The sequence below is a fragment of the Thermostichus sp. OS-CIW-29 genome, assembly GCF_054058195.1.
Genome location: NZ_JBSSAB010000019.1, coordinates 25625 through 50727, shown reverse-complemented (window position 1 = coordinate 50727; position 25103 = coordinate 25625). Strand labels below are relative to the sequence as shown.

Annotated in this window: 18 protein-coding genes; 14 read left to right on the top strand and 4 right to left on the bottom strand. The window is 57.3% G+C overall.

Translation table 11 applies throughout. The annotated features are described in order from the left end of the window. Positions 1–65: 65 nt before the first annotated feature. The 6 genes from psaA to ACVWZJ_RS08280 all read left to right on the top strand — a co-directional run bounded on the left by psaA (position 66) and on the right by ACVWZJ_RS08280 (position 8726). Positions 66–2333, top strand: coding sequence for a photosystem I core protein PsaA (gene psaA / locus ACVWZJ_RS08305; protein WP_011431694.1), 2268 nt, complete (start codon positions 66–68; stop codon positions 2331–2333). Positions 2334–2354: 21 nt separating this feature from the next. Then, positions 2355–4589: a photosystem I core protein PsaB gene (psaB, locus tag ACVWZJ_RS08300; RefSeq protein WP_011431693.1), complete on the top strand. Its 2235-nt coding sequence runs from the start codon at positions 2355–2357 to the stop codon at positions 4587–4589. Between the two features lie 107 nt (positions 4590–4696). Next, a complete protein-coding gene (locus ACVWZJ_RS08295; protein WP_011431692.1) occupies positions 4697–5278 on the top strand; it encodes a Uma2 family endonuclease in 582 nt (193 codons plus the stop codon). Positions 5279–5394: 116 nt separating this feature from the next. Next, positions 5395–5988 (top strand): IS607 family transposase, encoded by a 594-nt coding sequence (locus tag ACVWZJ_RS08290; RefSeq protein ID WP_011431691.1) that lies wholly within the window; start codon positions 5395–5397, stop codon positions 5986–5988. Beyond that, on the top strand, positions 5876–7123 hold the full coding sequence (locus tag ACVWZJ_RS08285; protein WP_457395746.1) for an RNA-guided endonuclease InsQ/TnpB family protein: 1248 nt from the start codon (positions 5876–5878) through the stop codon (positions 7121–7123). Before ACVWZJ_RS08290 ends, ACVWZJ_RS08285 begins: the two co-directional genes overlap by 113 nt. Beyond that, a complete protein-coding gene (locus tag ACVWZJ_RS08280; RefSeq protein WP_457395738.1) occupies positions 7101–8726 on the top strand; it encodes a phytoene desaturase family protein in 1626 nt (541 codons plus the stop codon). Before ACVWZJ_RS08285 ends, ACVWZJ_RS08280 begins: the two co-directional genes overlap by 23 nt. Positions 8727–8785: 59 nt before the next feature. Here the strand turns inward: ACVWZJ_RS08280 and ACVWZJ_RS08275 are convergent, their stop codons facing one another. Further along, positions 8786–10072, bottom strand: coding sequence for a hypothetical protein (locus tag ACVWZJ_RS08275; protein WP_457395736.1), 1287 nt, complete (start codon positions 10070–10072; stop codon positions 8786–8788). A gap of 406 nt (positions 10073–10478) precedes the next feature. Between ACVWZJ_RS08275 and ACVWZJ_RS08270 the strand changes: the two genes are divergently transcribed. Continuing rightward, complete coding sequence (locus ACVWZJ_RS08270; RefSeq protein WP_011431687.1) at positions 10479–11090, top strand: hypothetical protein; 612 nt, start codon at positions 10479–10481, stop codon at positions 11088–11090. Positions 11091–11141: 51 nt separating this feature from the next. Continuing rightward, the gene (locus tag ACVWZJ_RS08265; protein WP_457395734.1) at positions 11142–11774 is read left to right on the top strand and encodes a DUF7933 domain-containing protein; all 633 of its coding nucleotides are present in this window, start codon (positions 11142–11144) and stop codon (positions 11772–11774) included. Positions 11775–11968: 194 nt separating this feature from the next. Here the strand turns inward: ACVWZJ_RS08265 and ACVWZJ_RS08260 are convergent, their stop codons facing one another. Continuing rightward, on the bottom strand, positions 11969–13372 hold the full coding sequence (locus tag ACVWZJ_RS08260; protein WP_011431685.1) for a phosphoglucomutase/phosphomannomutase family protein: 1404 nt from the start codon (positions 13370–13372) through the stop codon (positions 11969–11971). 270 nt (positions 13373–13642) lie between these two features. Here ACVWZJ_RS08260 and ACVWZJ_RS08255 point away from each other — a divergent pair, with 270 nt between their 5' ends. The 3 genes from ACVWZJ_RS08255 to ACVWZJ_RS08245 all read left to right on the top strand — a co-directional run bounded on the left by ACVWZJ_RS08255 (position 13643) and on the right by ACVWZJ_RS08245 (position 17604). Next, complete coding sequence (locus ACVWZJ_RS08255; protein WP_011431684.1) at positions 13643–14365, top strand: hypothetical protein; 723 nt, start codon at positions 13643–13645, stop codon at positions 14363–14365. 183 nt (positions 14366–14548) lie between these two features. After that, positions 14549–15553: a phosphate/phosphite/phosphonate ABC transporter substrate-binding protein gene (gene phnD / locus ACVWZJ_RS08250; RefSeq protein WP_011431683.1), complete on the top strand. Its 1005-nt coding sequence runs from the start codon at positions 14549–14551 to the stop codon at positions 15551–15553. Between the two features lie 140 nt (positions 15554–15693). Continuing rightward, positions 15694–17604 carry an ABC-F family ATP-binding cassette domain-containing protein gene (locus ACVWZJ_RS08245; RefSeq protein ID WP_011431682.1) on the top strand — a complete coding sequence of 637 codons (1911 nt, stop codon included), beginning with the start codon at positions 15694–15696 and terminating at the stop codon, positions 17602–17604. Here the strand turns inward: ACVWZJ_RS08245 and ACVWZJ_RS08240 are convergent. Further along, entirely contained in the window at positions 17601–18551 is a 951-nt protein-coding gene (locus ACVWZJ_RS08240; RefSeq protein ID WP_083757623.1) for an arsenic resistance protein, read from the bottom strand. The two genes, ACVWZJ_RS08245 and ACVWZJ_RS08240, sit on opposite strands and share 4 nt — an antisense overlap. 197 nt (positions 18552–18748) lie before the next feature. Here ACVWZJ_RS08240 and ACVWZJ_RS08235 point away from each other — a divergent pair, with 197 nt between their 5' ends. Beyond that, complete coding sequence (locus tag ACVWZJ_RS08235) at positions 18749–21274, top strand: DNA gyrase/topoisomerase IV subunit A (protein ID WP_049749540.1); 2526 nt, start codon at positions 18749–18751, stop codon at positions 21272–21274. 22 nt (positions 21275–21296) lie between these two features. Here the strand turns inward: ACVWZJ_RS08235 and ACVWZJ_RS08230 are convergent, their stop codons facing one another. Further along, complete coding sequence (locus tag ACVWZJ_RS08230; RefSeq protein ID WP_457395731.1) at positions 21297–21884, bottom strand: hypothetical protein; 588 nt, start codon at positions 21882–21884, stop codon at positions 21297–21299. A gap of 226 nt (positions 21885–22110) precedes the next feature. On the opposite strand from ACVWZJ_RS08230, the gene ACVWZJ_RS08225 reads away from it, so the two are divergent. Beyond that, positions 22111–22986 (top strand): SDR family NAD(P)-dependent oxidoreductase, encoded by an 876-nt coding sequence (locus ACVWZJ_RS08225; protein ID WP_457395729.1) that lies wholly within the window; start codon positions 22111–22113, stop codon positions 22984–22986. A gap of 136 nt (positions 22987–23122) precedes the next feature. Beyond that, positions 23123–25045, top strand: coding sequence for an ATP-dependent zinc metalloprotease FtsH (ftsH, locus tag ACVWZJ_RS08220; RefSeq protein ID WP_457395727.1), 1923 nt, complete (start codon positions 23123–23125; stop codon positions 25043–25045). Positions 25046–25103: the final 58 nt, after the last annotated feature.

The window sequence follows — 25103 nt, the reverse complement described above, 5'->3', positions numbered from 1 at the left end:
CCTGGGGGAATCTTCTGCCAAGGGGTAGGGATGCTTCGTTCCTTGTCGCAAGAGAGGAGTTCTTGATGACAACTACGCCAAAGGAGCGAGAGCCGAAGGTCAAGGTGTCGGTTGATGTGGATCCGGTTCCCACCTCATTTGAGAAATGGGCTAAGCCGGGCCACTTCGATCGCAGCCTATCCCGTGGCCCCAAGACCACGACCTGGATCTGGAACCTCCATGCTCTTGCTCATGACTTCGACAGTCACACCAGCGACTTAGAAGACGTCTCTCGTAAGATCTTTTCCGCTCACTTCGGCCACTTGGCAGTGGTTTTCGTCTGGCTGAGCGGCATGTACTACCACGGAGCTCAGTTCTCCAACTATTCCGCTTGGCTGGCGGATCCGATCAACATCAAGCCCAGCGCCCAAGTGGTCTGGCCCATCTTCGGCCAAGAGATCCTGAATGGGGATGTGGGCGGCGGCTTCGAAGGGATCCGCATTACTTCCGGTCTGTTTCACCTCTGGCGAGCTGCCGGCATCACCAATGAGTTTCAACTCCTCTGCACCGCCATCGGTGGCTTGGTGATGGCCGGGTTGTGCCTGTTTGCCGGCTGGTTCCACTACCACAAGCGGGCTCCCAAGCTGGAGTGGTTCCAAAATGTGGAATCGATGCTCAACCACCACCTGGCGGGCCTGCTGGGGCTGGGTTCTTTGGCCTGGGCCGGTCACCAAATCCACGTGGCCATTCCCATCAACAAGATGTTGGATGCGGGCGTGCCGGCTGACCAGGTGCCTTTGCCCCACGAGTTCATCCTCAAGCCCGCCTTGATGAAGGAGATGTTCCCCAGCGTGGATTGGGGCATCTTCAGCGGGGTGGTGCCCTTCTTTACCTTGGATTGGGGCAAGTACGCGGAGTTTCTCACCTTCAAGGGTGGCCTGGATCCGCAGAACGGTGCCCTCTGGCTGACCGACCAAGCCCACCACCACTTGGCCATTGCCGTGCTCTTCATCGTGGCCGGGCACATGTACCGCACCAACTGGGGCATTGGCCACTCCATTAAAGAGATCCTGGAAGCCCACAAGGGCCCCTTCACCGGCGAAGGCCACAAGGGCCTCTACGAAGTGCTCACCACCTCTTGGCATGCCCAGCTGGCCATCAACCTGGCCATGGTGGGATCCCTGAGCATCATCGTGGCGCAGCACATGTACGCCATGAACCCCTACCCCTACATGGGCATCGACTACGCCACCCAGATCTCCCTGTTTACCCACCACATGTGGATAGGCGGCTTCTTCGTGGTGGGGGGTGCTGCCCACGGGGCCATTTACATGGTGCGGGACTACGACCCGGCGGTGAACCGCAACAACGTGTTGGATCGGGTATTGCGCCACCGCGACGCCATCATCAGCCACCTCAACTGGGTGTGTCTGTTCTTGGGCTTCCACGCCTTTGGCTTCTACGTCCACAACGACACCATGCAGGCCCTGGGTCGTCCGCAGGACATGTTCTCGGACACCGGCATCCAACTGCAGCCCATCTTTGCCCAGTGGATCCAGTCGCTGCACACTTCGGCCATTGCCAGCACCGCTCCCTATGTGGGCGCCTCGGTTAGCCCCATCTTTGGTGGCGACGTGGTGGCTGTGGGTGGCAAGGTGTCCATGATGCCCATGGTGCTGGGCACGGCGGACTTCATGGTGCACCACATCCACGCCATGACCATCCACATTACGGTGCTGATCCTGCTCAAGGGGGTGTTGTTTGCCCGCTCTTCCCGGTTGATCCCGGACAAAGGCAAATTGGGCTTCCGCTTCCCCTGCGATGGCCCGGGCCGCGGCGGCACCTGCCAGGTCTCCGGCTGGGATCACGTGTTCCTGGGGCTGTTCTGGATGTACAACTGCATCTCCATCGTGATCTTCCACTTCAGTTGGAAGATGCAGAGCGACATCTGGGGCACCGTCAACGCCGATGGCACGATTGAGCACATCACCGGCGGCAACTTTGCGGCCAGCGCCATTAACATCAACGGCTGGTTGCGGGACTTCCTGTGGGCGCAATCGGTGCAGGTGATCAACTCCTACGGCTCGGCTCTGTCGGCTTATGGGCTGCTCTTCTTGGGCGCTCACTTTGTCTGGGCCTTCAGCCTGATGTTCCTGTTCAGCGGTCGCGGCTACTGGCAGGAGCTGATTGAGTCCATCGTTTGGGCCCACAACAAGCTAAAAGTCGCTCCGGCCATTCAACCCCGCGCTCTGAGCATCATTCAGGGTCGGGCGGTCGGTGTGGCCCACTACCTGTTGGGAGGGATCGTCACCACCTGGGCGTTCTTCCTGGCACGGTTCGGCGCACTCGGCTAAGGCAAGGAGGAAGAGAGAATCATGACAACTGCAACTCGTTTTCCCCAATTCAGCCAAGACCTGGCCAGCGATCCCACCACGCGTCGGCTGTGGTATGGCATTGCCACCGCCCACGACTTCGAGACCCACGATGGCATGACGGAGGAGCGGCTTTACCAAAAGCTGTTCGCCACCCACTTTGGCCATCTGGCAATCATCTTCCTGTGGGCCTCCGGCAACGTCTTCCACATTGCTTGGCAAGGCAACTATGAGCAATGGGTAGCCAACCCCACGGGTGTCACCCCCATCGCCCACGCCATCTGGGATCCCCACTTTGGCAAGGCAGCGGTGGAAGCCTTTACCCAACCGGGGGGCGGCGGCCCCGTCAACGCGGCCTACTCTGGCCTGTACTACTGGTTCAACACCATTGGCCTGCGCACCAACGGCGATCTCTACGCCGGTGCCATTGGCCTGTTGTTGTTGGCGGCGGTGTTTCTGTTTGCCGGCTGGCTGCACCTGCAGCCCCGCTTCCGGCCTAGCCTGAGCTGGTTCAAGAACGCTGAAGCCCGTCTCAACCACCACCTGGCCGGCTTGTTTGGGGTCAGTTCCCTGGCTTGGACTGGTCACCTGGTACACGTCGCCATCCCCGAGTCCCGCGGGCAGCACGTAGGCTGGGACAACTTCCTTACCACTCTGCCCCACCCGGCAGGTCTGAAGCCCTTCTTTACCCTCAACTGGGGGGTCTACGCCCAAAACCCGGACACGGCCAACCATGTCTGGGGCACGGCAGAAGGGGCGGGCACGGCCATCCTCACTTTCTTGGGTGGCTTTAACCCCAACACCCAGTCTCTGTGGCTGACGGACATGGCCCACCACCACCTGGCCATCGCGGTGATCTTCATCGTGGCCGGCCACATGTACCGCACCAACTGGGGCATTGGCCATAGCATCCGGGAGATCCTTGGCGCCCACAACCCCCCCAAGGGCACTCCCTTCGGAGGCCTGCTGGGAGAAGGCCACAAAGGTCTCTACGACACGGTCAACAACTCCCTGCACTTCCAGTTGGCTCTGGCCTTGGCCTGTCTGGGGGTGGTGACCTCGCTGGTGGCGCAGCACATGTACGCCCTTAACCCCTACGTGTTCATGTCCATGGATCACACCACGGAGGCGGCTCTCTACACCCATCACCAGTACATTGCTGGCTTCTTGATGGTGGGGGCGTTTGCCCACGGGGCCATCTTCCTGGTGCGGGACTACGATCCTGAGGCCAACAAGAACAACGTGCTGGCGCGGGTGCTGGATCACAAAGAAGCGATCATCTCCCACCTCAGTTGGGTATCGCTGTTCTTGGGCTTCCACACGCTGGGGCTGTACGTCCACAACGACGTCATGCAGGCCTTTGGCACGCCCGAGAAGCAGATCTTGATCGAGCCGGTGTTCGCCCAGTTCATCCAGGCCTCTCACGGCAAGATGATCTACGGCATGGATGTGTTGTTGTCCAACCCCGACAGCCTTGCTTCTACCGCTTGGCCCAACTACGGCAACGTGTGGCTGCCGGGCTGGCTGCAGGCCATCAACGATCCCAATGGATCCCTGTTCCTGCCCATTGGCCCGGGTGACTTCCTGGTGCACCACGCCATTGCGCTGGGCTTGCACACCACCACCTTGATCTTGGTCAAGGGGGCGTTGGATGCCCGCGGCTCTAAGCTGATGCCGGACAAGAAGGACTTTGGCTACAGCTTCCCCTGCGACGGCCCGGGTCGAGGCGGCACCTGCGACATCTCCGCCTGGGATGCCTTCTACCTGGCCATGTTCTGGATGCTGAACACCATCGGCTGGGTTACCTTCTACTGGCACTGGAAGCAGCTTGGGGTTTGGAGCGGCAACACTGCCCAGTTCAACGAGAACTCCACTTACCTGATGGGCTGGCTGCGGGATTACCTCTGGGCCAACTCTGCTCAGTTGATCAACGGCTACAACCCCTACGGGATGAATAACCTGGCGGTTTGGGCCTGGATGTTCCTGTTTGGCCACTTGGTCTGGGCGACGGGGTTCATGTTCTTGATCTCCTGGCGCGGCTACTGGCAAGAGCTGATCGAGACCTTGGTGTGGGCGCATGAGCGCACTCCCTTGGCCAAGCTGATCCGCTGGAAAGACAAGCCGGTGGCCATGTCGATTGTCCAAGGTCGTCTGGTGGGTCTGGCTCACTTCACGGTGGGTTACGTGTTGACCTATGCGGCCTTTGTTATCGCCTCGACAGCCTCTCAGTCGGGGTAGCAAGCCCATAACCTGCTGAATAGGGATCCCTCGGCTGGTCCAGGGATCCCTTTTTTGTGAGTTGGTAGAGTGGTGATATGAAGTTTAGGGTCTGATGAGTTTGGTCGATGACTCTAGCCGCCCGATTGGATCCCTATATCAGGCGATATACCTTTGAGGAGTTTCATCGGCTGATTGAGTCTGGACAGATTGAAGAGCCCAATCAGTTGGAGCTGATTGACGGGCTCCTGGTTCAAAAGATGACGAAAGGGGAGAGGCACGCCGCCTACTGTAGCCGCCTGTACCGACTGTTGGTGGGCCTTGTGCAGGAGCAAGCTATTGTGCGCACCCAGGATCCGGTGCAACTGCCCCCCAATCACGAGCCAGAGCCCGACTTTGCCATTGTGCGCTTTCAGCAGGATGAGTACCGCTCTCGGCATCCTCAGCCCGAAGACATCTATCTCATCATCGAAGTGGCTGATTCTTCCCTTACCTATGATCGGGAAGTCAAACTCGGACTCTACGCCAAAGCCGGGATCCCCAACTACTGGATCTTGAACTTGCAAGAGAACTGCCTAGAGACGTACAGCTTGCCAACAGGGTCGGGAGTTTACCAGAAAAGAGAGGCTTACACCCCCGAGGAGAAAGTTGGGATCCCAGGGATCCGGGCTGGAGAGTTGAGTCTGGATCAGGTTTTTTCCATCGGTTAAGGCAGGGATCCCTTGCCGGCAGATCGAATCTTGGCTGGCAGGAGCATGACTCTATTCAATGATACGCTGGACTATACTGAAAATAATGTACAGTATGTTCAGTATGGCTGCTTGGTATGGCTAGGTATGTGAAACCGAGAGAGGCGGCGGATTATTTTGGGGTGTGTCTCCACACTTTGAGGCGATGGGAACAGAAAGGTTGGATCAATGCAGTACGTACGCCGTCTGGTAGAGCGAGAAGGTATGACCTCGACAGCTACATCAAAGCGCCCAGAAAGGCCAAGCGAGTCGTTTTGTATGCCCGAGTCAGCAGTCGAGGGCAGAAGTCAGACTTGGAGCGACAGATTGCAAGACTGGTTAACCTCTATCCTGGAGCCGAAGTGGTCGGAGAGGTTGGCGGCGGTCTCAACTTCAAAAGACCAAAGTTCCTTGCCTTATTGGAACGAGTTCGTGCGGGAGATGTCGGAACAATTGTGGTCGCTCACCGGGATCGACTCTGCCGGTTTGGATTTGAGTTCGTTGAGTGGTACTGCCGCCAATACGGGTGCGAAATCTTGGTTCTCGATGACGATCACTTTTCTCCCCAACAGGAACTGGTTGAGGATATCCTCGCCATCCTGCACTGCTTCAGCAATCGGCTCTACGGACTCAGAAAATATCGGGCTGCAATCGAGAAAGATACGGATTTATCCGGAGCCAGCGCTGGCTAAAGTTTGGAAGCGTTGGCAAGCGGCGTGCCGGTACTGCTACAACCAAGCGATTGCCTATCAGCGTCAGCATGGCACTACTAAAACCCCAGAAAAGCTGCGGAATATTATCCTGCAATCGGACTTGCCGCAGTGGGTGAAGGAAGCCCCCTGCCACATTAAGCAGAACGCCGTCATGGAGGCATGGCAAGCGTTTCGCCAAAGCAAGGAAGCTCGGTTTCGCAGTGTGAGGGATAAGACCCACACCTTGCAGTTCAACAACAGTAATTTCAGTCAGGGCAGGTGGTATCCGAAGCTCACGAAGGGTTTGTCGTTTACGGCGTCAGAAGCGGTGCCGCAAAAGTGTGCCTATGGGACTAAGCTAATGCGGGTGAAAGATAGATGGTATGCCATCTTCCCCGAGCCCGTGAACGAGCAGTGTTCGTTAGCAAGGGGGGTGATCGCACTTGATCCTGGAGTAAGAAGCTTCCTTACAGGGTTTGATGGGGCGGGCTTTGTAGATATCGCCAAGGGAGACTTTGGCAGAATCGTTCGGCTGTGCTACCACCTAGACGATCTGCAGTCTAGGCTGAGTAAAGCACCGAGACCCAAGCGTAGGCGAATGCGGCAAGCGGCATTTCGTCTGCGGGAGAGAATCAGGAACTTGGTGGACGAGTGCCATCGCAAGGTAGCGGCGTTCCTAACGGATAACTACCGATTGATATTCCTCCCCACTTTCGAGTCAGCCAAGATGGTTGCCAAGGCGGGGAGGAAGTTTGGTAGCAAGACGGCGGGGGCGATGCTCACCTGGGCGCACTATCGGTTCCAGCAGTTCCTGAAGTTCCAAGCCAAAAAGAAAAACGTGGTCGTCGTGGAAGTATCGGAGGCGTACACCAGTAAAACCTGTACTAAGTGCGGGCACATCCACACCAAGTTGGGTGGCGCAAAGGTGTTTAGATGCCCAAAGTGCAACCATAGGCTACCACGAGATTGGCAAGGCGCTCTGGGTGTTATGCTCAGAGCTTTGCGGGATACCGCCTTTCTGTTCGGACTCCGTCCCGCTGACGCGGTCGCGTTAGCGTCGCGTAGCGACAACGGAAACGGGCAGAATGCTATCGCTTCACCGTTGAGCAGTAATGCTCAGCAGTGTTCAGCGTAAATGTATCAGTATTGTGGGTGGAGAAGCGTTTGCAGAAGGATTGTCGATGAGCTACGACGCGGTGGTGATTGGGGCCGGGCACAACGGGCTGGTGAGCGCTTGCTATTTGGCCAAAGCGGGGCAAAAAGTGCTGGTGCTGGAGCGCTATCACACCGTTGGTGGTGCTGCCATTACAGAAGAAATTCACCCGGGCTTTCGCGTGTCGGTGGCTTCCTATTCCTGTAGTTTGCTGCGACCGGAGATCATTCGCGATTTGCGCCTGCCGGACTATGGCTTTGAGGTCTACGCCAAGCAACCTTCCTACTTCATGCCTTTCCCGGATGGGCAGCACCTCTTTCTGTATGCCGATAACCGTGCCAAGAGCAAGGCGGAAATTGCCAAGTTTTCTCGCAAAGATGCGGAAGCCTACGACCGCTGGGAGGAGTTTTGGGATCGGGTGAACGAGGTGGTGGAGCCAACCTTAATGCAGCCGCCGATTTCACTGGGCCAACTGGCGGATCGCTTTGCAGCTGCTGGCTATGAAGACGATTTCCGCCGCATCATGCTCCTCTCGACCACTGATCTCCTGGATGAATTCTTCGAGTCGGAGCAAGTCAAGGCGGCGATGGCTCCTCAATCTTTGATCGGCACCTCTGCCGGGCCGATGACTCCGGGTACGCCCTACATCTGGCTGGTCCATGCGGTAGGTCGGGCCATTGGCTCGCGTGGGGTCTGGGGCTATGTGCGCGGTGGGATGGGATCCATTACCCAAGCGATGGCCAAGGCAGCTCTGGACTTAGGGGTGGAGATCCGCACGTCTGCTCCAGTGGCGGAGATCTTGATGGAGAGTGGGCAGGCCGCTGGGGTTATCCTCGAATCGGGGGAAACCGTGCGGGCGCGGGCGGTTCTCTCCAATGCCCATCCCCAAATCACCTTTTTGCGGCTCTGCTCCTCTTTGCCCCCAGACTTGCGCGACCGACTAGAACGGCACTACCGCACCTCAGGCCCGGTGTACAAGCTCAACTTGGCCCTGGAAGAATTGCCTCGCTACACAGCGGCCCCTGCTGAAGTGCCCCCAGAAGTGGTCAGTTCCGCCACGGTAGACATTGCTCCCTCGGTGGCCTATCTGGAGCGGGCTTGGGATGATTGCAAATACGGGATCCCTTCCCGGGATCCGTTTATCGAGATCTACAGCCAATCCCCCACCGACCCGACGATGGCTCCCCCAGGCAAGCACATTCTCTCCTGCTTCTGCCAGTTTGTGCCCTACCAACCCAAAGGGCGGGACTGGAACGATGGCCTACGGGAGGAATTTGCCGATCGGGTAATCGACAAAATTGCCCAATTTGCCCCCAACATTAAAAACGCCGTGATCGCACGGCAGATGTTGTCGCCCGTGGATCTGGAGGCCCGCTTCGGCCTTGTGGGGGGCAGCATTTTTCACGGGGAAATGACGCCGGATCAAAGCTACAACCTGCGGCCCATCTCCGGCCTAGCCGACTATCGATCCCCCATCCCCGGCCTTTACCTCTGCGGCTCAGGGGCGCACCCAGGAGGCGGAGTGACCGGGATCCCTGGCCACAACTGCGCACAGGTGGTGCTCAGCGATCTACCCAAGCTCTGACCGACGAAAAGGCCAAGCCAGAGCGGATCCCTGCTCTGGGATCAGACGGTTTGCCTGGGCTACAGGCGTACCTCAGTTCCCTCAAAGAACCCACGGATGATTAAGATAGTTCCAGTTGGGTCTGGAGTAAGAGTGTTAGTAGGGAATTGCTGTTCCAAAAACCACTGGCCGGAAATGCGCTCAGCAGAGGTCGTTGAATCGAAGACAAGGTTCAGATTTCCTCTTTGTGTTCCCCCACCAATATCAAGCCGGTTAAACGGCCCTGATAACTGTGCTCCGGCCAAGGTGCGGAAGAGGAAATCCCCCGTTGCAGGCACGATGCCCTGCAAAACAACTGGAGTACCCCCGCCTTCTTCCCTTTCAGTTCGTAATGAGAAAAAGTAATCAAAGGCTGTAGGAGCATTTGGCGGCGGGCTGACCTGCACAAAGTTGAGGACTGTGCTGACGTTGGCCGGATCAAACTCCGCTTGAACACGACCGTTCAACAGGCGGCGGATGCGAACCAACTGATTGGGCAAGATGTTCGGTCGAGTCGGATCCGGAGCGAACAGTACCGACTGCGTACCCACCTGGGCAGGGCGATAGACAATCTCCGCCTGGTTGGGCCGGAAGTTCAGGCGGGCAAAGAGAGCCAAGGCATCCTCAGGAGTGCCATCGCCCGCAACCCCCCGCTGCCGCACCACAAAGCTCGCGGAGAAACTGCCTGTTTGGAGAATAGCGACTACAGGACCTTGGGGTGGAGGAGGGTTGACAAAGGAGCCAGGCGCCAAAATCTCACCACCGGGGCCAGGGCCACCGTTTTCAAACAATACACCCACAGTGGGGACAATCAGGGAAGAATCTCCCTCCAGGACGACTTGATTACCATTTCTACTCACCAAAATGCGGCGCACGGTGAGCGTTAAAACAGTGCGGTCATCTCGGATAGCCCTGAAGGTGGTGTTCACCCGAATGCGCTGGTCGTTGGGGAGGGTCGAAATTGCAACCAGCCCGGCGATATTGAATTGCGTAGATAGCCTGCCGTCGTTGGGTCCAAAGGCAGTGATATTCACCAGCGGTGTGGTTCGCCCAATTTGGATGGCCAGGGTGCTGGAGCGAAGAGTTGAGTCAATCGTCAGCTCAGTGGCTGGGATCTCGTTCACAGGCAAGATGCGGGCTTCAACATTGGCGATGCGAGCTTCACCGCTGCCTTGGAGGGGGTTGGTGCGCACAGGGATCCCGTTGTCAAACCTCGGATTGACATAGTCCAGCCGCAGGCTGGTGGTCTCCAGCACCGAGCCGGGGGTAAAGCGATACTCTTGGGCCGAGACAAAGGCAGCCGGATCCACCTGGACGGGCCCAGGCAAGGTCGGAGACTCATTAACTTCTCCGCAGCCGCCTAGCAGCAAGACTCCACACAAAACCGCCAACGAGCGACCTTTGAAGTTCATATGGCACTTCCTCACACACCTTAAATCTGGGCAAATCCACACACAAAATGGGGAGAAGGCACCCAACCCCTAACGCTACAGGTAAGCTGGCCGCCCCTGCTCGAGGCTATGATACCCCATATCTAGGGGATGGGCCATTTCCAGAACAATTTCTTGCATTTGCTCTGCCGCTCGCTTGACAACGCTCTAGGATGCAGTAGAACTAACAGCAGGCATCCCCCTTGAAATTGTGCAGATGCATAAGACTTGAGCAAGCTCCGTGGATCCCCGCTGGACGCTGCCTAAGACGTTTGCTGTGGTGTGAGTGAGTGGAGATTTTTCGATGAGACGACGTTTTGGCTCAGCCCTTGGCCGTGGCGGCCTCTCTCTTTGGGCAACCTGTGCTTCGGTTGCGCTGATTACCGGCTGCAGTAGCGAGACCACCAGCGGGGTGCCGCCTCTACTGGCTTCTAGCGGTGCCACGCCTCCTCCTGTGGCCGTTGCCCCTACGATTGCCCCCATCACCCCACCGCCCATCCAGCTCGACCTACCGGATCCGCCTAGTCTGTTGCCAGATGGGGAGTTCAATCTTTCATCAGTGGAATCCGCTTTCGTAACCATCACTCTGAGAGGCTTACTTGCTCCAGGAGTGATCAGGAGCGTAGAGGTTCAGTTTTTTAACATCAGTCGCGGCACGGATATTACCAGCATCTTTTTGCCGACGGCAATCGAGCAGTTTAGAAATACGCTGATAGGCAGAGGCAATAGCTACGACGACCGAATCAACGGGATCACGCTTACCAACGGCTTCACCTTCCCGGCGGATCTAGCCGCCTACAACACCAACGTTGCTGCGGGAGAAAGGGTTTTGGTAATCGTGGTCATTCGAGATTCATTTGGTCAAGCTCTGAGGCTGGAAGCGGACGCCCAAGCCACCCAAGCTGGAGCTGAGTAAGGCTGTTTGGGTTTGTGCCACGAGAGAGTTGAATGGCAGGAGGATGAGGGAATGAAAACGGGAAAAGTAGCTGGGGTTTTGGCTTGCTTGTGCTTGGGCTTGCTAACAGCTTGTCAACAAACTAAAGAGAGGAATCCAATCAGCTCGCTGCCAGGGCCAATCATCCCTGTGCAAAACCCAAACACAGAACCCGGAGGAACGGGGGTAGGGCTGCCATCCACCCCGCCCCTGCCCACTCCCAATCCCTCTCCTAGCATTATTGGCTTGCCCCCAGGCCCCTTGGCTGCTCCAACGTTCACTAAGCAGTTTGTTCCTAACCCGACTACAAACGGCAACGTCGTAACTGTTGTCTTCACAATTACGAACACTGCAACTGTTCCCATAACCGGCCTCAGTTTCATCGACATTTTGCCCAACGTTCCGGCTTCAGGGTTACAAATTACGACTCCAGCAGTTACCTCAAACACCTGCGGTGGCACGCTGACAGCAACTGCTGGTACGACCGCGATTTCTCTCACGGGCGGAAGCCTAGCCGCAGGCGCCTCCTGCGTGGTTTCTGTATCGGTCAAGCAAGCAGCTATGATGCCCACGCCTGGAACCTACACCAATCCACCTGTTACTCTCTTGAGCAATGGCGCGCCGCCAGCGACTTCTGGTACAGTTATGGTAACTTTTACACCGTAACTTTTAAGTAGAGTTCTTACCCTTGACCCAAGTAAAAGTGAGGCAGATGGGTCAAGCTGTGAGCATTCCTATGCTGCTCAGCAGAGCTTGGGGGGAGAGGCCAACCCTGTAGGCTGCCGCAGTTTGGCAGCCTCTCAGTCTCTGCACTCAAGAGTCAAAGGGATCCAGCTTTGCGCAAAAGATTATCTGGGATATTAAGCTGTTGTGCTGTTCAAGCCGGCTGCCCAATCCAGCAGGCGATTCACTTCTTCCGGGGTTTTGGCTTCCGAGTACAGCCGCAGCAAAGGCTCGGTGCCGCTGCCGCGAATCATCACCCAACTGCCGTCGGCGAGGGTGAATTTGTGGCCATCTTTGTCGAAATGTTTGATCACCTTCTGCCCCAAAATCTCAGCCGGGGGATCCATCTGTAGCCGTTTGAATAACTCAGTTTGTTGATTTTGATCGGCGAGGTGGAGATCGCGGCGCAGGTAAACAGAGGTGAACCCTTCCCGTTCCTGCAAAGCCCGGTAGATGGTGCTGAGATCTTGGCCGGTTTCCGTAACCGCTTCGATGAGATACAGGGCCGAAAGCAGGGCATCCCGCTCGGGAATGTGGCCCAAGTAGCCGATGCCGCCCGATTCCTCTCCACCCAAGAGCACCTCTGTGCTCATCATGCGCTCGGCGATGTACTTAAAGCCCACCGGCATTTCCGTAACCGGTAGGCCATAGTGCTGTGCAACTTTAACAAACAGTTCGGAGCCGCTGATGGTTTTGACAATCTCGCCCCGCAAGCCGCGTCGCCCGGCCAGGTGGTCGATCAAGATGGGGATCAGGATCTGCGGGCTGAGGAAATGGCCCTGCCCATCCAGGGCGGCAATGCGGTCGGCATCTCCATCAAAGACCAAACCCATTTTCAAGGGGGCGGGATCCGCCGCGATGATCTGAGCAGAAGCCTGCAGGTTTTGGGGCAAGGGCTCGGGGGGAAATCCCCCAAACAAGGGATCCCGATGCGCCTGCAATTCAATCACCTTCTCCCCCAAGAGGCGCTTGAGGCCGCCAGCGCCAGAGCCAAACATGACATCCACCCAAATCTTGGCCGGGGATCCTTTGAGCTTTTCCAGATCCACAAAGCGGCTGAGCTGGGCCAGGTAGCCAGGCCAGGGATCCCAGGCGTGAATGGGGGCCTTGTGGGATCCCAGAGGTTGCAGGTGGCGCATATCCTGCTCGATGGCGGCAGTGACTTCCGGTGGCACGGATCCGCCAAATCCCCCCTTGACCTTGAGGCCGGAATAGTGGGGGGGGTTGTGGCTGGCGGTGATCACCAAAGCGCCGTGGCAGCCCCGCTCCTTGGCACCCCAGCTAAAGGCCGGCGTTGGGGCCACACAGGTGGAGAGGTAAACTGGGATCCCCAGGCGGGCCACCACCTCAGCAACGTGGGCGGCAAAGCGTTCCGAAAGAAAGCGGTTGTCGTAGCCGACCAGGATCCCTTCGCCGGGGTAGGTGCGGGCCAACACTTGGGCGCTGGCCTGGGCGGCAAGGGCCAAGTTTTGGAAAGTAAAGGCATCGGCAATCACGGCTCGCCAGCCGTCGGTGCCAAAGTGAATAGGGGGGGTGGGCATGGCTTGATGTATCGGATCCCGTCGCATCAACTCATAGCATGATGCCAAGGTCAATGGTTTCAAGGAGGACGAAAAAGCGGTTGATCTGCGGTTTCTCAGCCCACTCTCAGGCAAAATGGGCTGCATTCTCAGCTGGAGCGGGGGTAATAAGAGAGGAGTTTCTCTTGCAGGGTTCATCAATCCAGCTCCCAGCCTGACGGCCCAAGGTATCTGCGAGGGAGTTCCTCCGCGTATTTACGTGGGTACAGTTCTGCAAGTTGTGGTGCCAAGATGTTCAGCCTACTCCTTCTGCTGACCTTGATTGGGGTGATCTTCTTCACCCGGCGGCTACAGCAACTCCTGCACAACATTCCGCAGCGCTACTGGCTCTCTCTGGGTGGAGGGATTTCTCTGGCCTATGTGTTCACGGCTTTTTTGGCGGAAGTGACGGAGCTGCAACAACACTTGATGCCCCTAGAAGTGCCTGTGTTGGGCTATTTGATTGAACACATTCATCTGCTCATGTTGCTGGGCATTGTTACGGTATATGGGTTGGAGGGGCTGGCCCAATCTTCCAAGCAAGAGGCATTGCTGCATCCAAGGATATTTTCCGTTCACATTGGTTTCTTTACGCTCTACAGCGTAATTCTGGGTTATTTGCTAAGACACACGGTGCAAGAATGGCTCAGTTGCCTGTTGCTGACCATCGCTTTGGCTATCCACCTCAGCATCGTCTGTAAAGATCTATTTGAGCATCATCCCCACTTATTTCAGCACCAAGGGCGTTGGCTGTTGATCGGATCCCTTTTTGTCGGTTGGCTGATGGGGCAAAGGGCCATTTTGCCGGAGATAGCCTTAGCCGCCAGCATTGCCTTTGTAGCGGGGGTTTTAATCTTTCAAGTGCTGAAGCACGAGCTACCCGAAACCGAAGGGCACTTTGGGGCATTTTTGGCGGGTGTTGTCGGTTTTGGTAGCTTGCTGGTGGCCATTTCGGCCATTCGGGCCTGGGAGTGAGTTCTACGGGTAAACCCAGCGTATCAGTAGCAATCACTGGGATCCCTCTCTGAAATTCTGCGGATTTTGAGTGGAGATTACCTTTTCTGAATCTTCGCTTAACAAAAAGTTAACTCTAGCCTGCTATTTTCTATCTGTTCCTTGAAGAAACACTGAGCCCTCATTGAGGAGTCAATAGACACTATGATGAAAACTTTCTTGGCAGGCCGTCGCTCTTTGCTCGTGGGGCTAGTTGCCACCGTGGCCGGTGCTTCTGTAGCCCTGTCTGGACTGGTGCATGCCCAGGCCAAAGATTGCCCCCGTCCGCCGGAGATGGATGTGCGCTTCTGCGACCGCGATGGCGATTTGATTGCCGATGTGCCGGAAGATCCGAACGAGTGGATCAATCCGGATACCCTGATCTTTGCCTACACCCCCGTTGAGGATCCCTCAGTTTACAAGAACGTTTGGGCTGAGTTTCTCGATCACTTGGCAGAGTTAACCGGCAAGAAGGTGGAATACTTCCCAGTGCAGTCCAATGCTGCTCAGTTGGAAGCGATGCGGGCGGGCCGTCTGCATGTGACCGGCTTTAACACCGGCTCTGTCCCTTTGGCGGTGAATGCGGTGGGCTTCCGTCCTTTTGCTATGATGGCCAGCTTGGATGGCAGCTTCGGCTACGAAATGGAGATCATCGTTCCTGCCGATAGCGATATCCAATCCATCGAAGATCTGCGCGGTCGGCAATTGGCTTTCACTAGCGAAACCTCCAACTCTGGCTTTAAGGCTCCTTCGGCGCTGCTGAAAGGGGAATTTGGCATGGAGCCCGGGGTTGACTACCAAACTGTCTTCTCAGGCAACCACGAGAACTCTATCTTGGGTGTGTTTAACGGTGACTACGAGGCGGCGGCTATTGCCAACTCCGTGATGACCCGCATGGCCAAGCGGGGCACGATTGATCCCAGCAAAATTCGCACCATCTACAAATCTCAAACTTTCCCCACCACAGCCTATGGAGTTGTCTACAACCTCCACCCAGAAGTGGCGGAAAAAGTGAAAGAGGCTTTCTTCACCTTTAAGTGGGAAGGCACCAAGCTAGCGGAAGAGTTTGGCAAGAGTGGTGGGGAGCAGTTCATTACCATCACTTACAAAGAGTATTGGGAAGTGATCCGCACTATTGATAAAGCCAGCGGCGTGGAGTACAAGCTCTAAATCCTCTCCAGCAGATCTTTCACTTATGGGATCCCTTCTCGATCGGGGATCCCTTTTTGTTGTCCTGCGACAGTCAGGATCGAGCCGGACAGTATCATCGTTGCAGACCTATCCTGCAGATCCCAGCATCCTGATCCCCCATGGCCCTGTTCACCCTCAACTCCGTTCGCAAAGATTTTGGCATCAAGGAACTCCTGAGGAATGCCAGTTTCAGCCTAGAAGAAGGCGATAAAGTCGGCATCATCGGCACCAACGGTTCCGGAAAATCCACACTGCTCAAGATGATCGCTGGCCTAGAACCCATCGATGGGGGCGACCTCTGGGTCAGTTCTGGGGCGAGGATAATCTACCTACCCCAACAGCCAGAGATGGATCCCGAGCATACGGTGCTGGAGCAGGTGTTTGCGGCTGCCGGAGAAAAAATGCGCCTGATCCGAGCCTACGAGGAGCTTTCCCATCGCTTGGCCCATCAAGGTGGGGATCCCAGTCTGTTATCCCAGTTGGCCAGTATTAGCGAGCGTATCGAGGTGGAATCCGCTTGGGATCTGGAAACCCAGGCCAAAACCATTCTCAGCCGTTTGGGCATTGCAGACTTTCAGGCCCGCGTTGGCGATTTGTCGGGGGGATACCGTAAGCGGATTGCCATTGCGTCAGCCCTCTTGGCAGAGCCAGATGCTCTACTGATGGATGAGCCCACCAACCACTTGGATGCCGAATCGGTGGAATGGTTGCAAGATTATTTGAATCGTTTTGCTGGGGCAGTGCTGCTGATCACCCACGACCGCTATTTTTTGGATCGGGTTACCCAGCGCATTCTGGAAATTGATCGCGGCGATCTGTATGCCTACAGCGGCAACTACTCTTACTACCTGGAGAAAAAAGCGGCTGCTGAAGCGGTCGAAAAGGGATCCCAACGCAAGTATGCCAATCTCTTACGGCGGGAATTGGAATGGCTCAAACGAGGCGCCAAAGCCCGCAGCACCAAGCAAAAAGCCCGCAAACAGCGCATCGAAGACCTACAAAATCAAGAATTCAAGCAAGCTCTGGGACAAGTGGATATTGCGACCGCCGGGCGTCGCATCGGCAAAAAGGTGATCGAGCTAGAAGGGATCCACAAATCCTACGGCGACCAACTCCTCATTCAAGACTTTACCTATACCTTTGCCCCCGATGATCGGGTGGGCATTATTGGCCCCAATGGGGCGGGAAAATCGACTTTGATGAATATCATCATCGGCAAATTGGCTCCAGATGCGGGCCGAGTGGAGATTGGCCCCACCATCCACATTGGCTACTTCGACCAACACTCTGACGATCTCAGCCTCAACCCCGACCAACGGGTGATCGAGTACCTCAAAGAAGTGGCAGAGCTGGTGAAAACTGCCGATGGGGAGACGATCACCGCATCGCAAATGTTGGAGCGCTTTCTCTTTCCCCCCAATCAACAATATGCCCCACTCCACAAACTTTCCGGTGGTGAGCGCCGCCGCTTGTTTTTGTTGAGGGTGTTGATGCAAGCGCCGAATGTGTTGATTTTGGATGAGCCCACCAATGATCTGGATGTGCAAACCTTGGCAGTATTGGAAGACTATCTGGAAGAATTCAATGGTTGTGTGATCGTGGTGTCTCATGACCGCTATTTTTTGGATCGCACCGTGAATCGCATCTTCGCCTTTGAGGGATCCGGCCGAATCCGGCAATATCCTGGCAACTATTCTGTTTATCTGGAGCATAAGCAGCGCCAAGAGAGTGAGATCAAATCCGCCCGCCCTGAGTCTGTCCCTCTCATTCCCCAGCCTGAAAAAGAGCTTGATAGGATCCCACAAAGCAGAAAACTCTCCTTCAAAGAAAAACGGGAATATGAGCAGCTTGAAAGCCAAATTCCGCAGATGGAGGCAGAAAAAGCTGAAATTGAGCAGATCCTTTATCGCAACCCTCCCAGCGGCTACAGCGAAGTGCAAAAGTTAGCCCAGAAACTGGCAGACTTAACCGCCGCCATCGACTCCGGGACCGCCCGTTGGCTAGAATTGGCCGAGCGCCACCTCAACTAGCGTCGAGCCTGCTTCCAGCATCTCTTCTGTCGAATTTGCAACAGCATCTGGGCAACAATCGTCAAAACTGGCAGCTCGATCAGGGGGCCGATCACCAAAGCCAGAAGGATCAACGGACGCTGCGGAAAAGCAGAAGCAGCAATGGCCAAAGCAAGCGGAGAATTGCGAGCCAAGGTTGTACAGGTCAAACAGACCCACTCCTCATAAGCCAAACCCAGCCAGCGGCTGACCTGGTAAGCCAAGAGGAAGTTGACGGCGAAAAAAACCAGAATGGGAGGCAGAAGCTTGAAAAGTAGGGCTGGATTCTCAGCGAGAATGCTTCCTTCAGTGGCAAAAATAAAAACTATCGCTAGATTCAAAGCCACAATCTGCATGATGCTAATCCGGTCTTGATAGCTTTCAAGGGATCCCCTCTCTCCACGTTCCGTTTTGATTTGCCGAATGGAGTATTGTGTGAGTGCTGCTGCCAGCAAAGGCAAGAAAAGGATCCAAAACAAGCCTGACAATAAAATTTCAACATTTAATTCGACTAAATCTCCTGCCAAAAGCAAAAGATAAACTGGCAAAAGCAAAACTTGCAGAACCAAATTAACAGGCAACAGGGCCGTTGCTAAAACCACATTTCCACCCGCTATCCCTGTAAAAACCAAATACCAATCCGTACAAGGAGTTACCATCAACATGAGCAGGCCAACCCACAAATCTGGCAGATCCGATAAAAAAACAGCCCCCAATCCCCAGGCAAAAATCGGAGTCCACAGAAAGTTGATCGACAAACTGGCCAACGCCACTGCCAATACAGCTTTAGAAGCGCGATTAACCTGCTCAAGTTTCTGAAAAAAACCTTTCCCCCAGATGCGAGTGGAATGCCCAGGAAAGTGAGATAAAGCAGCAAAGCCAACAGAGGTTGTACCCAGCCTCTTAAGATTTGGACAGAGTTTGGCCATCCTGTGAGGGCCAGACCCACGCCGATCGATACCACAACGAGCAAAGGTTGAGCTCTTTCAGAGAAACGCATGGATACAACTCGATGGATAGTGAGCAGCATTTCCAGTCTCTCAGCCCCTGTCAGTGTGGGATCCCACCTCGCAAGAACCAGAGAAACGGCTACAGTAACCTGGAAAGCGTTCCGCTCCTTTGTGCCATGACTCAGCAACTGACTCTCGACGGACTGGGATTTGGCTCGGGTGGGGGATCCCGTCTGGGTCGGGTGATTGTAACCGATTTGCAGGGGGAGATGCAGCGCTCCTACCTGGAATACGCCATGAGCGTGATCGTGGGGCGGGCCTTGCCGGATGTGCGGGATGGCCTCAAGCCGGTACACCGCCGCATCCTCTACGCCATGCACGAGCTGGGCCTGACGCCGGATCGCCCCTACCGCAAATGCGCACGGGTGGTGGGGGATGTGCTGGGGAAATATCACCCCCACGGGGATCAGGCAGTTTATGACGCGCTGGTGCGCATGGTGCAAGACTTTTCCAGCCGCTATCCCCTGGTGGCGGGACACGGCAACTTCGGCTCTGTGGATGATGACCCGCCGGCGGCTATGCGCTACACGGAGTGCCGGCTGGCGGAGCTGAGCCACACAGCGCTTCTGGAGCAGGTGTCGGAAGAGATCGTCGATTTCATGCCCAATTTCGACGGATCCCAGGCGGAGCCCACCGTTCTCCCGGCCCGATTGCCCATTTTGCTGCTCAACGGCTCTTCCGGCATTGCCGTGGGCATGGCCACCAATATCCCACCCCACAACCTGGGGGAAGTGGTGGATGGCCTGTTGGCTTTGATCGACCATCCCGACCTCAGCCCTGAGGAACTGTTGCGGTGGATCCCAGGGCCGGATTTTCCCACCGGCGGCCAAATCTTAGACACCCAAGGGATCCGCGCAGCCTACCTCACCGGGCGCGGTTCCATCACCCTGCGGGGGGTAGCCCGATTTGAGGAGATCCAGCCGGGCAAAGGACGCCACCGGCGGCCTGCTCTAGTCATCAGCGAGTTTCCCTATCAGGTGAACAAAGCCGCCTGGATCGAAAAAGTGGCCGAGCTGGCCAACCAAGACCGCATCAGCGGCATCGCCGATCTGCGGGATGAGTCGGATCGCAGCGGCATTCGCGTGGTGGTGGAGCTGAAGCGAGAGGCCAACCCACAGGCGGTTTTGCAGCAGTTGTATAAGCTCACCCCTTTGCAAAGCAACTTTGGAGCCATCCTGCTGGCTTTGGTGAACGGGGAACCGCGGCAGCTGAGCCTCAAAGAGATCCTGCAGCACTTTTTGCAATTTCGCGAGGCCACCCTCAACCGGATGTTCCGTGCCGAACTGCAGCAGGTGCAGCGCAAGGCGGAAGAGGTGGCAGGAATGTTGCTGGCGTTGGCGGATCTGGAGGGGGTGATCGAGCTGCTGCGGCAAGCGCCCGATGGCACCACGGCCAAAGCCCAATTGCAAACTCGCCTGGGCTGTACCCCCCAGCAGGCAGAGACGATTTTGGCCATGCCTCTGCGTCGCCTGACGGGATTGGAGCGGGAACGGCTGCACCAGGAACACGCCCAGTTGCAGACCCGCATCGAAGAACTGCAGGGGCTACTCAGCGACCGCCGCAAGCTCTTGAATTATTTGAAAAAAGAGCTGCGACACCTGAAAAAGACCTTCGGGGATCCCCGGCGCACCCAGATCCTCTCAGCCTCGGAGCTGGAAGCGGAAGTGGCCCAAATCCCCAGCGGCGAAGAGACGGAAGAGACCCACTTCTTGCTGCAATTCACCCGCAAGGGCTATGTGCGCCGCCTGCCTCTGCCTAGCCGTCGCTCCCGCAGCAACCCGGCGCAACGGGAACTGGGGGAAGATGTGCTGGTCGGCCTGGAATGCGTCACGCTGGAGCAGGAAATCTTGGTGCTCACCGCCGGCGGCAAAGCTTTCACCCTGCCCATCGCAGGGATCCCCCTCAGCACTGGGTCCTCACGGGGGGTGCCTCTGGTTACCCTTCTCCCCAACCCTGAGCCGATCGTCGCCACCTTCACGTTGGATCCGGATCCGGGCAAGGCAAGTTTGGTGGTGCTCAGCCGGCAGGGGCGGATCAAGCGGCTGGCCCTGGCAGAGCTAATGGGCCTCACCCAACGGGGATCCACCGTCCTCAAACTAAAGGAGGGAGATGAGCTGGGCTGGGCAGCCCTTTGGGATCCCGACCACCAAGGCTACAGCGTCGTCCTGGCTACTTCAGGGGGACGGGTGCTGCGGCTGGATGTCCAACAGATTCCCCTGATGGGTCGGGCGGCTATGGGATCGCCGGCCCTGCGCCTGGGGCGCACCGAGCGAATAGTTGGTATGGCGCTGGTGCCCTCCCAAGGGATCCTGGTTCTGGCCAGCCGGTTGGGCTATCTGAAGCGCTTGTCTCTGGAGGAGATCCCCATCTTGGAGCGGGGTCAAGTGGGCGCGCCGGCCTTTCACTTCTCCGACCGAGGGGATGTGCTGGTGGGCTTGGTGGGTCTCCCCCCCGAGCTGGAGAGGCCTTCCCATCTGCAACTGGATGTGATCACGGAGTCTGAACAGGTGTACTCCTTCTCTCCTGCCGAGATCCCGCTGCAAAGCCGCTCCGGGGGCGGATCCCTCCTGGTCAAAGGGGAGCGGGTCAGGGAGTTGCGCCTGTTCTGGCCGCAGTGGCTGCCGGAAGGCGATGTGGGATAGCTCTTGGGGGAGCAGAAGATCCCTAGGACGAAGAGCCTTCCCCAGGCGAGGCCGAATCGGTCGGCGGGGAGCCGGGATCCGTCTCCGGCACTTCGGGATGGCGAACGGGCTTGGGTAGGGTGCCACCTGACCTGATAACCAAACAGCGCACGGTTTGGTGCAGCTCCTCCAGCAAAATGCTGATGGCAGAGCGGAAGTCTCGGTGGTCATCTCGCATTTGCTCCAGCATGGCGCGGATGACTTCCTGACAATCCTTCAGGATGTGCTGCTGCTGGGCAACAATCTGCACCAGTTCGCTTTGTTCCTTGAGCAGCTCCCGCAGACAGGAGCGCAGCTCTTCCACATGGCTCTGCCAAAGGGCCTGTCCTTCCCGCAGCTCCATCACGCTGGTGCGCAAATCGGCGGTCGAGTCTCTTAGGGCTTCGCTGTGGCGGCGCTCGGCTTCCAGTTGCTTTTGCTGCTCCTGCTGCTGCTGCCGCAGCTCAGAGTTGGCCTTGAGGTTGGCTTCCGCTGCCCTGAGCAATTGAGCCAATCGAACCTCAGTAACAACCCAACGCTCTTCCGGGGAGAGAGATCGACCTCGGCCAACTCGCCTGCAGAAGTACTTCACAGTCGCTGCACCCTATACACAACTCTCTACTTTAAATCAAAGCACCATAGGACTTCAGCCCAAGCAGAGACCTGTCTATCGGGCTTTGTCCCGGCTGTTTTCTGGGTTTACCCAATGTAGCCATGATAGCGGATGCCGAATCCAGAAGTTCGGAAGACGGAGCTGCCCCTCTCCAGGGATCCCAGTCGTTCTTCTAGGATGGTGGAGAGTTTGGATAAAAGAAACCATGCCTTCACTTGCAAATCAGGTGGTGCTGATTACCGGCGCCTCTGCTGGAATTGGGGAAGCCGTCGCTCTGGAGGCGGCCAAACGCGGGGCTCGCTTGGTGCTGGCGGCCCGCCGGGAAGGGCTGCTGCGAAACGTCAAAGACTTGGTGGAGAGTCGGGGAGCGGAGGCGCTGGTGGTGCCCACCGACATGGCCGATACGGCCCAGGTGGAGGCGCTGGCCCAAAAGGCTCTGGATCACTTTGGCCGGGTGGATATCCTGGTGAACAACGCCGGCTATGGCCAGATGGGGCCGGTGGAAGAGGTGGATGTGGCGGCCATGCGGCGCCAGTTTGAGGTGAATGTATTTGGCTTGCACGCCCTCACCCGTGCCCTCTTGCCCCAAATGCGGGAACGGGGCAGTGGCCGCATCCTCAACCTCAGCTCGGTGGCCGGCCAGCTGTCCATGCCTTTCAGCGGCGTTTACAACGCAACCAAGTTTGCTGTCGAAGCCCTCAGCGACGCCCTGCGGGTGGAAGTGGCCCCCTTCGGCATCAAGGTTATCTTGATCGAGCCGGGGCCGGTAGCCACCGAGTTTGGCCGCGTGGCGGAAGAAACCTTTGCTGCCGTTGTCAACCCCAACGGCCCCTACAAGGCGATCTTGGACAAGACCGCCGAGCTGGCCAGCTCGTTCAGCAAAATGGCCTGGCCGGTGGAAAAAGTGGTGGAGCCGATCTTGAGGGCGATGACCGATCCTCACCCTTCCGACCGCTACACCGCTTTCACGGGGGGTAAGGTGGCGTTGGGGCTGATGCGGCTCATGCCCGCTGCTCTGGCTGACTCCATGTGGCGGCGCGTCTATGGGCTGGATGGTCTGGGATCCCCCGGCTCGGCCTAACTGCAGGCTGGTGGCGGGCATCGGATGGGGCAGGGATCCCTCAGGAGCTCATCCTTGCGGGGGTAGGGTTGTGCCTTCCAGGAGGGACAGGTTAAGTTTGTTAAAGGACTTTTAATAACCGAGCGTTCTCTTCCCTATGAACAAGCCTCTATCTCCCCAGCGCTGGCTGATCGCCCTCCTGCTGGGCTTTTGTCTCTGGCAGGGATCCGGCCTGGTGCTGCAGCCTGCACCCGCCCATGCAGCTTTGGCCTCGGCCCTCACCTACGATCGCTTTTTGCGCTACGTCGAGGAGGGGCGGGTTACGGATGTGCGCCTCACGGACAACAATCTGGTAGCTGAAGTTACGGCTGTGGATCCCCAGACCCAGCATTCCACCCGCTACCGAGTGAACCTGCTGCCCAACACCGTACCGCAACTGGTGGACCGCCTCACCGAGCAGGGGATCGAAGTGGCAGTGGTACCCACCCGCAATGGCAGCGCCTTTTGGGCGCTTCTGGGCAACCTGGTGATCCCGCTGTTGCTGTTGGGAGGGTTGTTCTTTTTCCTGCGGCGTGCCGGTGCTGGAGCGGGCGGCCCTGGGCAGGCAATGAACTTCGGCAAATCGCGGGCCCGCTTTCAGATGGAAGCCAAAACCGGCGTTAAGTTCGACGATGTGGCCGGGATTGAAGAAGCCAAAGAAGAATTGCAAGAGGTGGTTACCTTCTTGAAGAAGCCGGAGCGCTTCACCGCTGTTGGGGCCAAGATCCCCAAAGGCGTGTTGTTGGTGGGGCCGCCGGGGACGGGCAAAACCCTTCTGGCCAAGGCCATTGCCGGCGAGGCAGGAGTGCCTTTCTTTAGCCTGTCCGGCTCTGAGTTTGTGGAAATGTTTGTCGGGGTGGGCGCCTCTCGCGTGCGGGATCTCTTCAAGAAGGCCAAGGAGAATGCGCCTTGCATCGTCTTCATCGACGAGATCGACGCGGTGGGCCGGCAGCGGGGGGCCGGCATCGGCGGTGGCAACGACGAACGCGAGCAAACCCTGAACCAGTTGCTCACGGAGATGGACGGCTTTGAGGGCAACACCGGCATTATCGTGATTGCCGCCACCAACCGCCCTGATGTGTTGGATGCCGCTCTCTTGCGTCCGGGGCGCTTCGACCGCCAGATTACGGTGGATCGGCCTAGCTTTAAGGGGCGCTACGAGATCTTGCGGGTGCATGCCCGCAACAAGAAGCTGGCGGAAGAGGTCAGCCTAGAGGCGATTGCCCGCCGTACCCCTGGCTTTGCCGGCGCGGATCTGGCCAACCTGCTCAATGAAGCGGCCATTTTGGCGGCCCGCCGTCAGCGCATGGCCATCACCAACCAAGACATTGAGGACGCCATTGACCGCATCACCATTGGCCTGACCAAGCCGCCGCTTCTGGACGGCAAGAGCAAGCGCCTGATCGCCTACCACGAGTGTGGCCATGCCCTGTTGATGACACTTTTGCCCCACGCGGATCCCTTGAACAAGGTGACCATCATCCCCCGTTCCGGCGGCGCAGGTGGCTTTGCCCAGCAACTGCCCAACGAGGAGCAGATCGACTCCGGCATGTACAGCCGCGCTTGGCTGCTGGATCGGGTGGTGGTGGGCTTTGGCGGTCGGGCGGCCGAAGAGATCGTCTTCGGCTACTCGGAAGTGACCACCGGAGCCAGCAACGACCTGCAGCAGAACACGAATCTGGTGCGGCAGATGGTGACCCGCTTTGGCATGTCTGAGCTGGGGCCCTTGATGCTGGATCCCCCCAACAACGAGGTATTCTTGGGCGGCGGCTGGATGAACCGCGTCGAGTACTCGGAGGATGTGGCCGCCAAGATCGACCGCCAGGTGCGGCAGATCCTGGAGAGCTGTTACCAGAAAGCCAAGCAGATTTTGCTGGAGCACCGCCCTCTGCTGGATCGATTGGCCGATACCTTGGTGGAACGGGAAACCCTGGATGGCGACGAATTCCGGGCGATTGTCTCAGAGTATGTGCCCATCCCGGAGAAGGTCGGCCTACCCAGTCCATTCCCGGAAGCGGGACGGAGTCCAAAGCTGGTCTAAGGGATCCCATCTCCATTGCCAGATAGACAACTGGGGGGGTTGTTGGGGCTGGATCCCG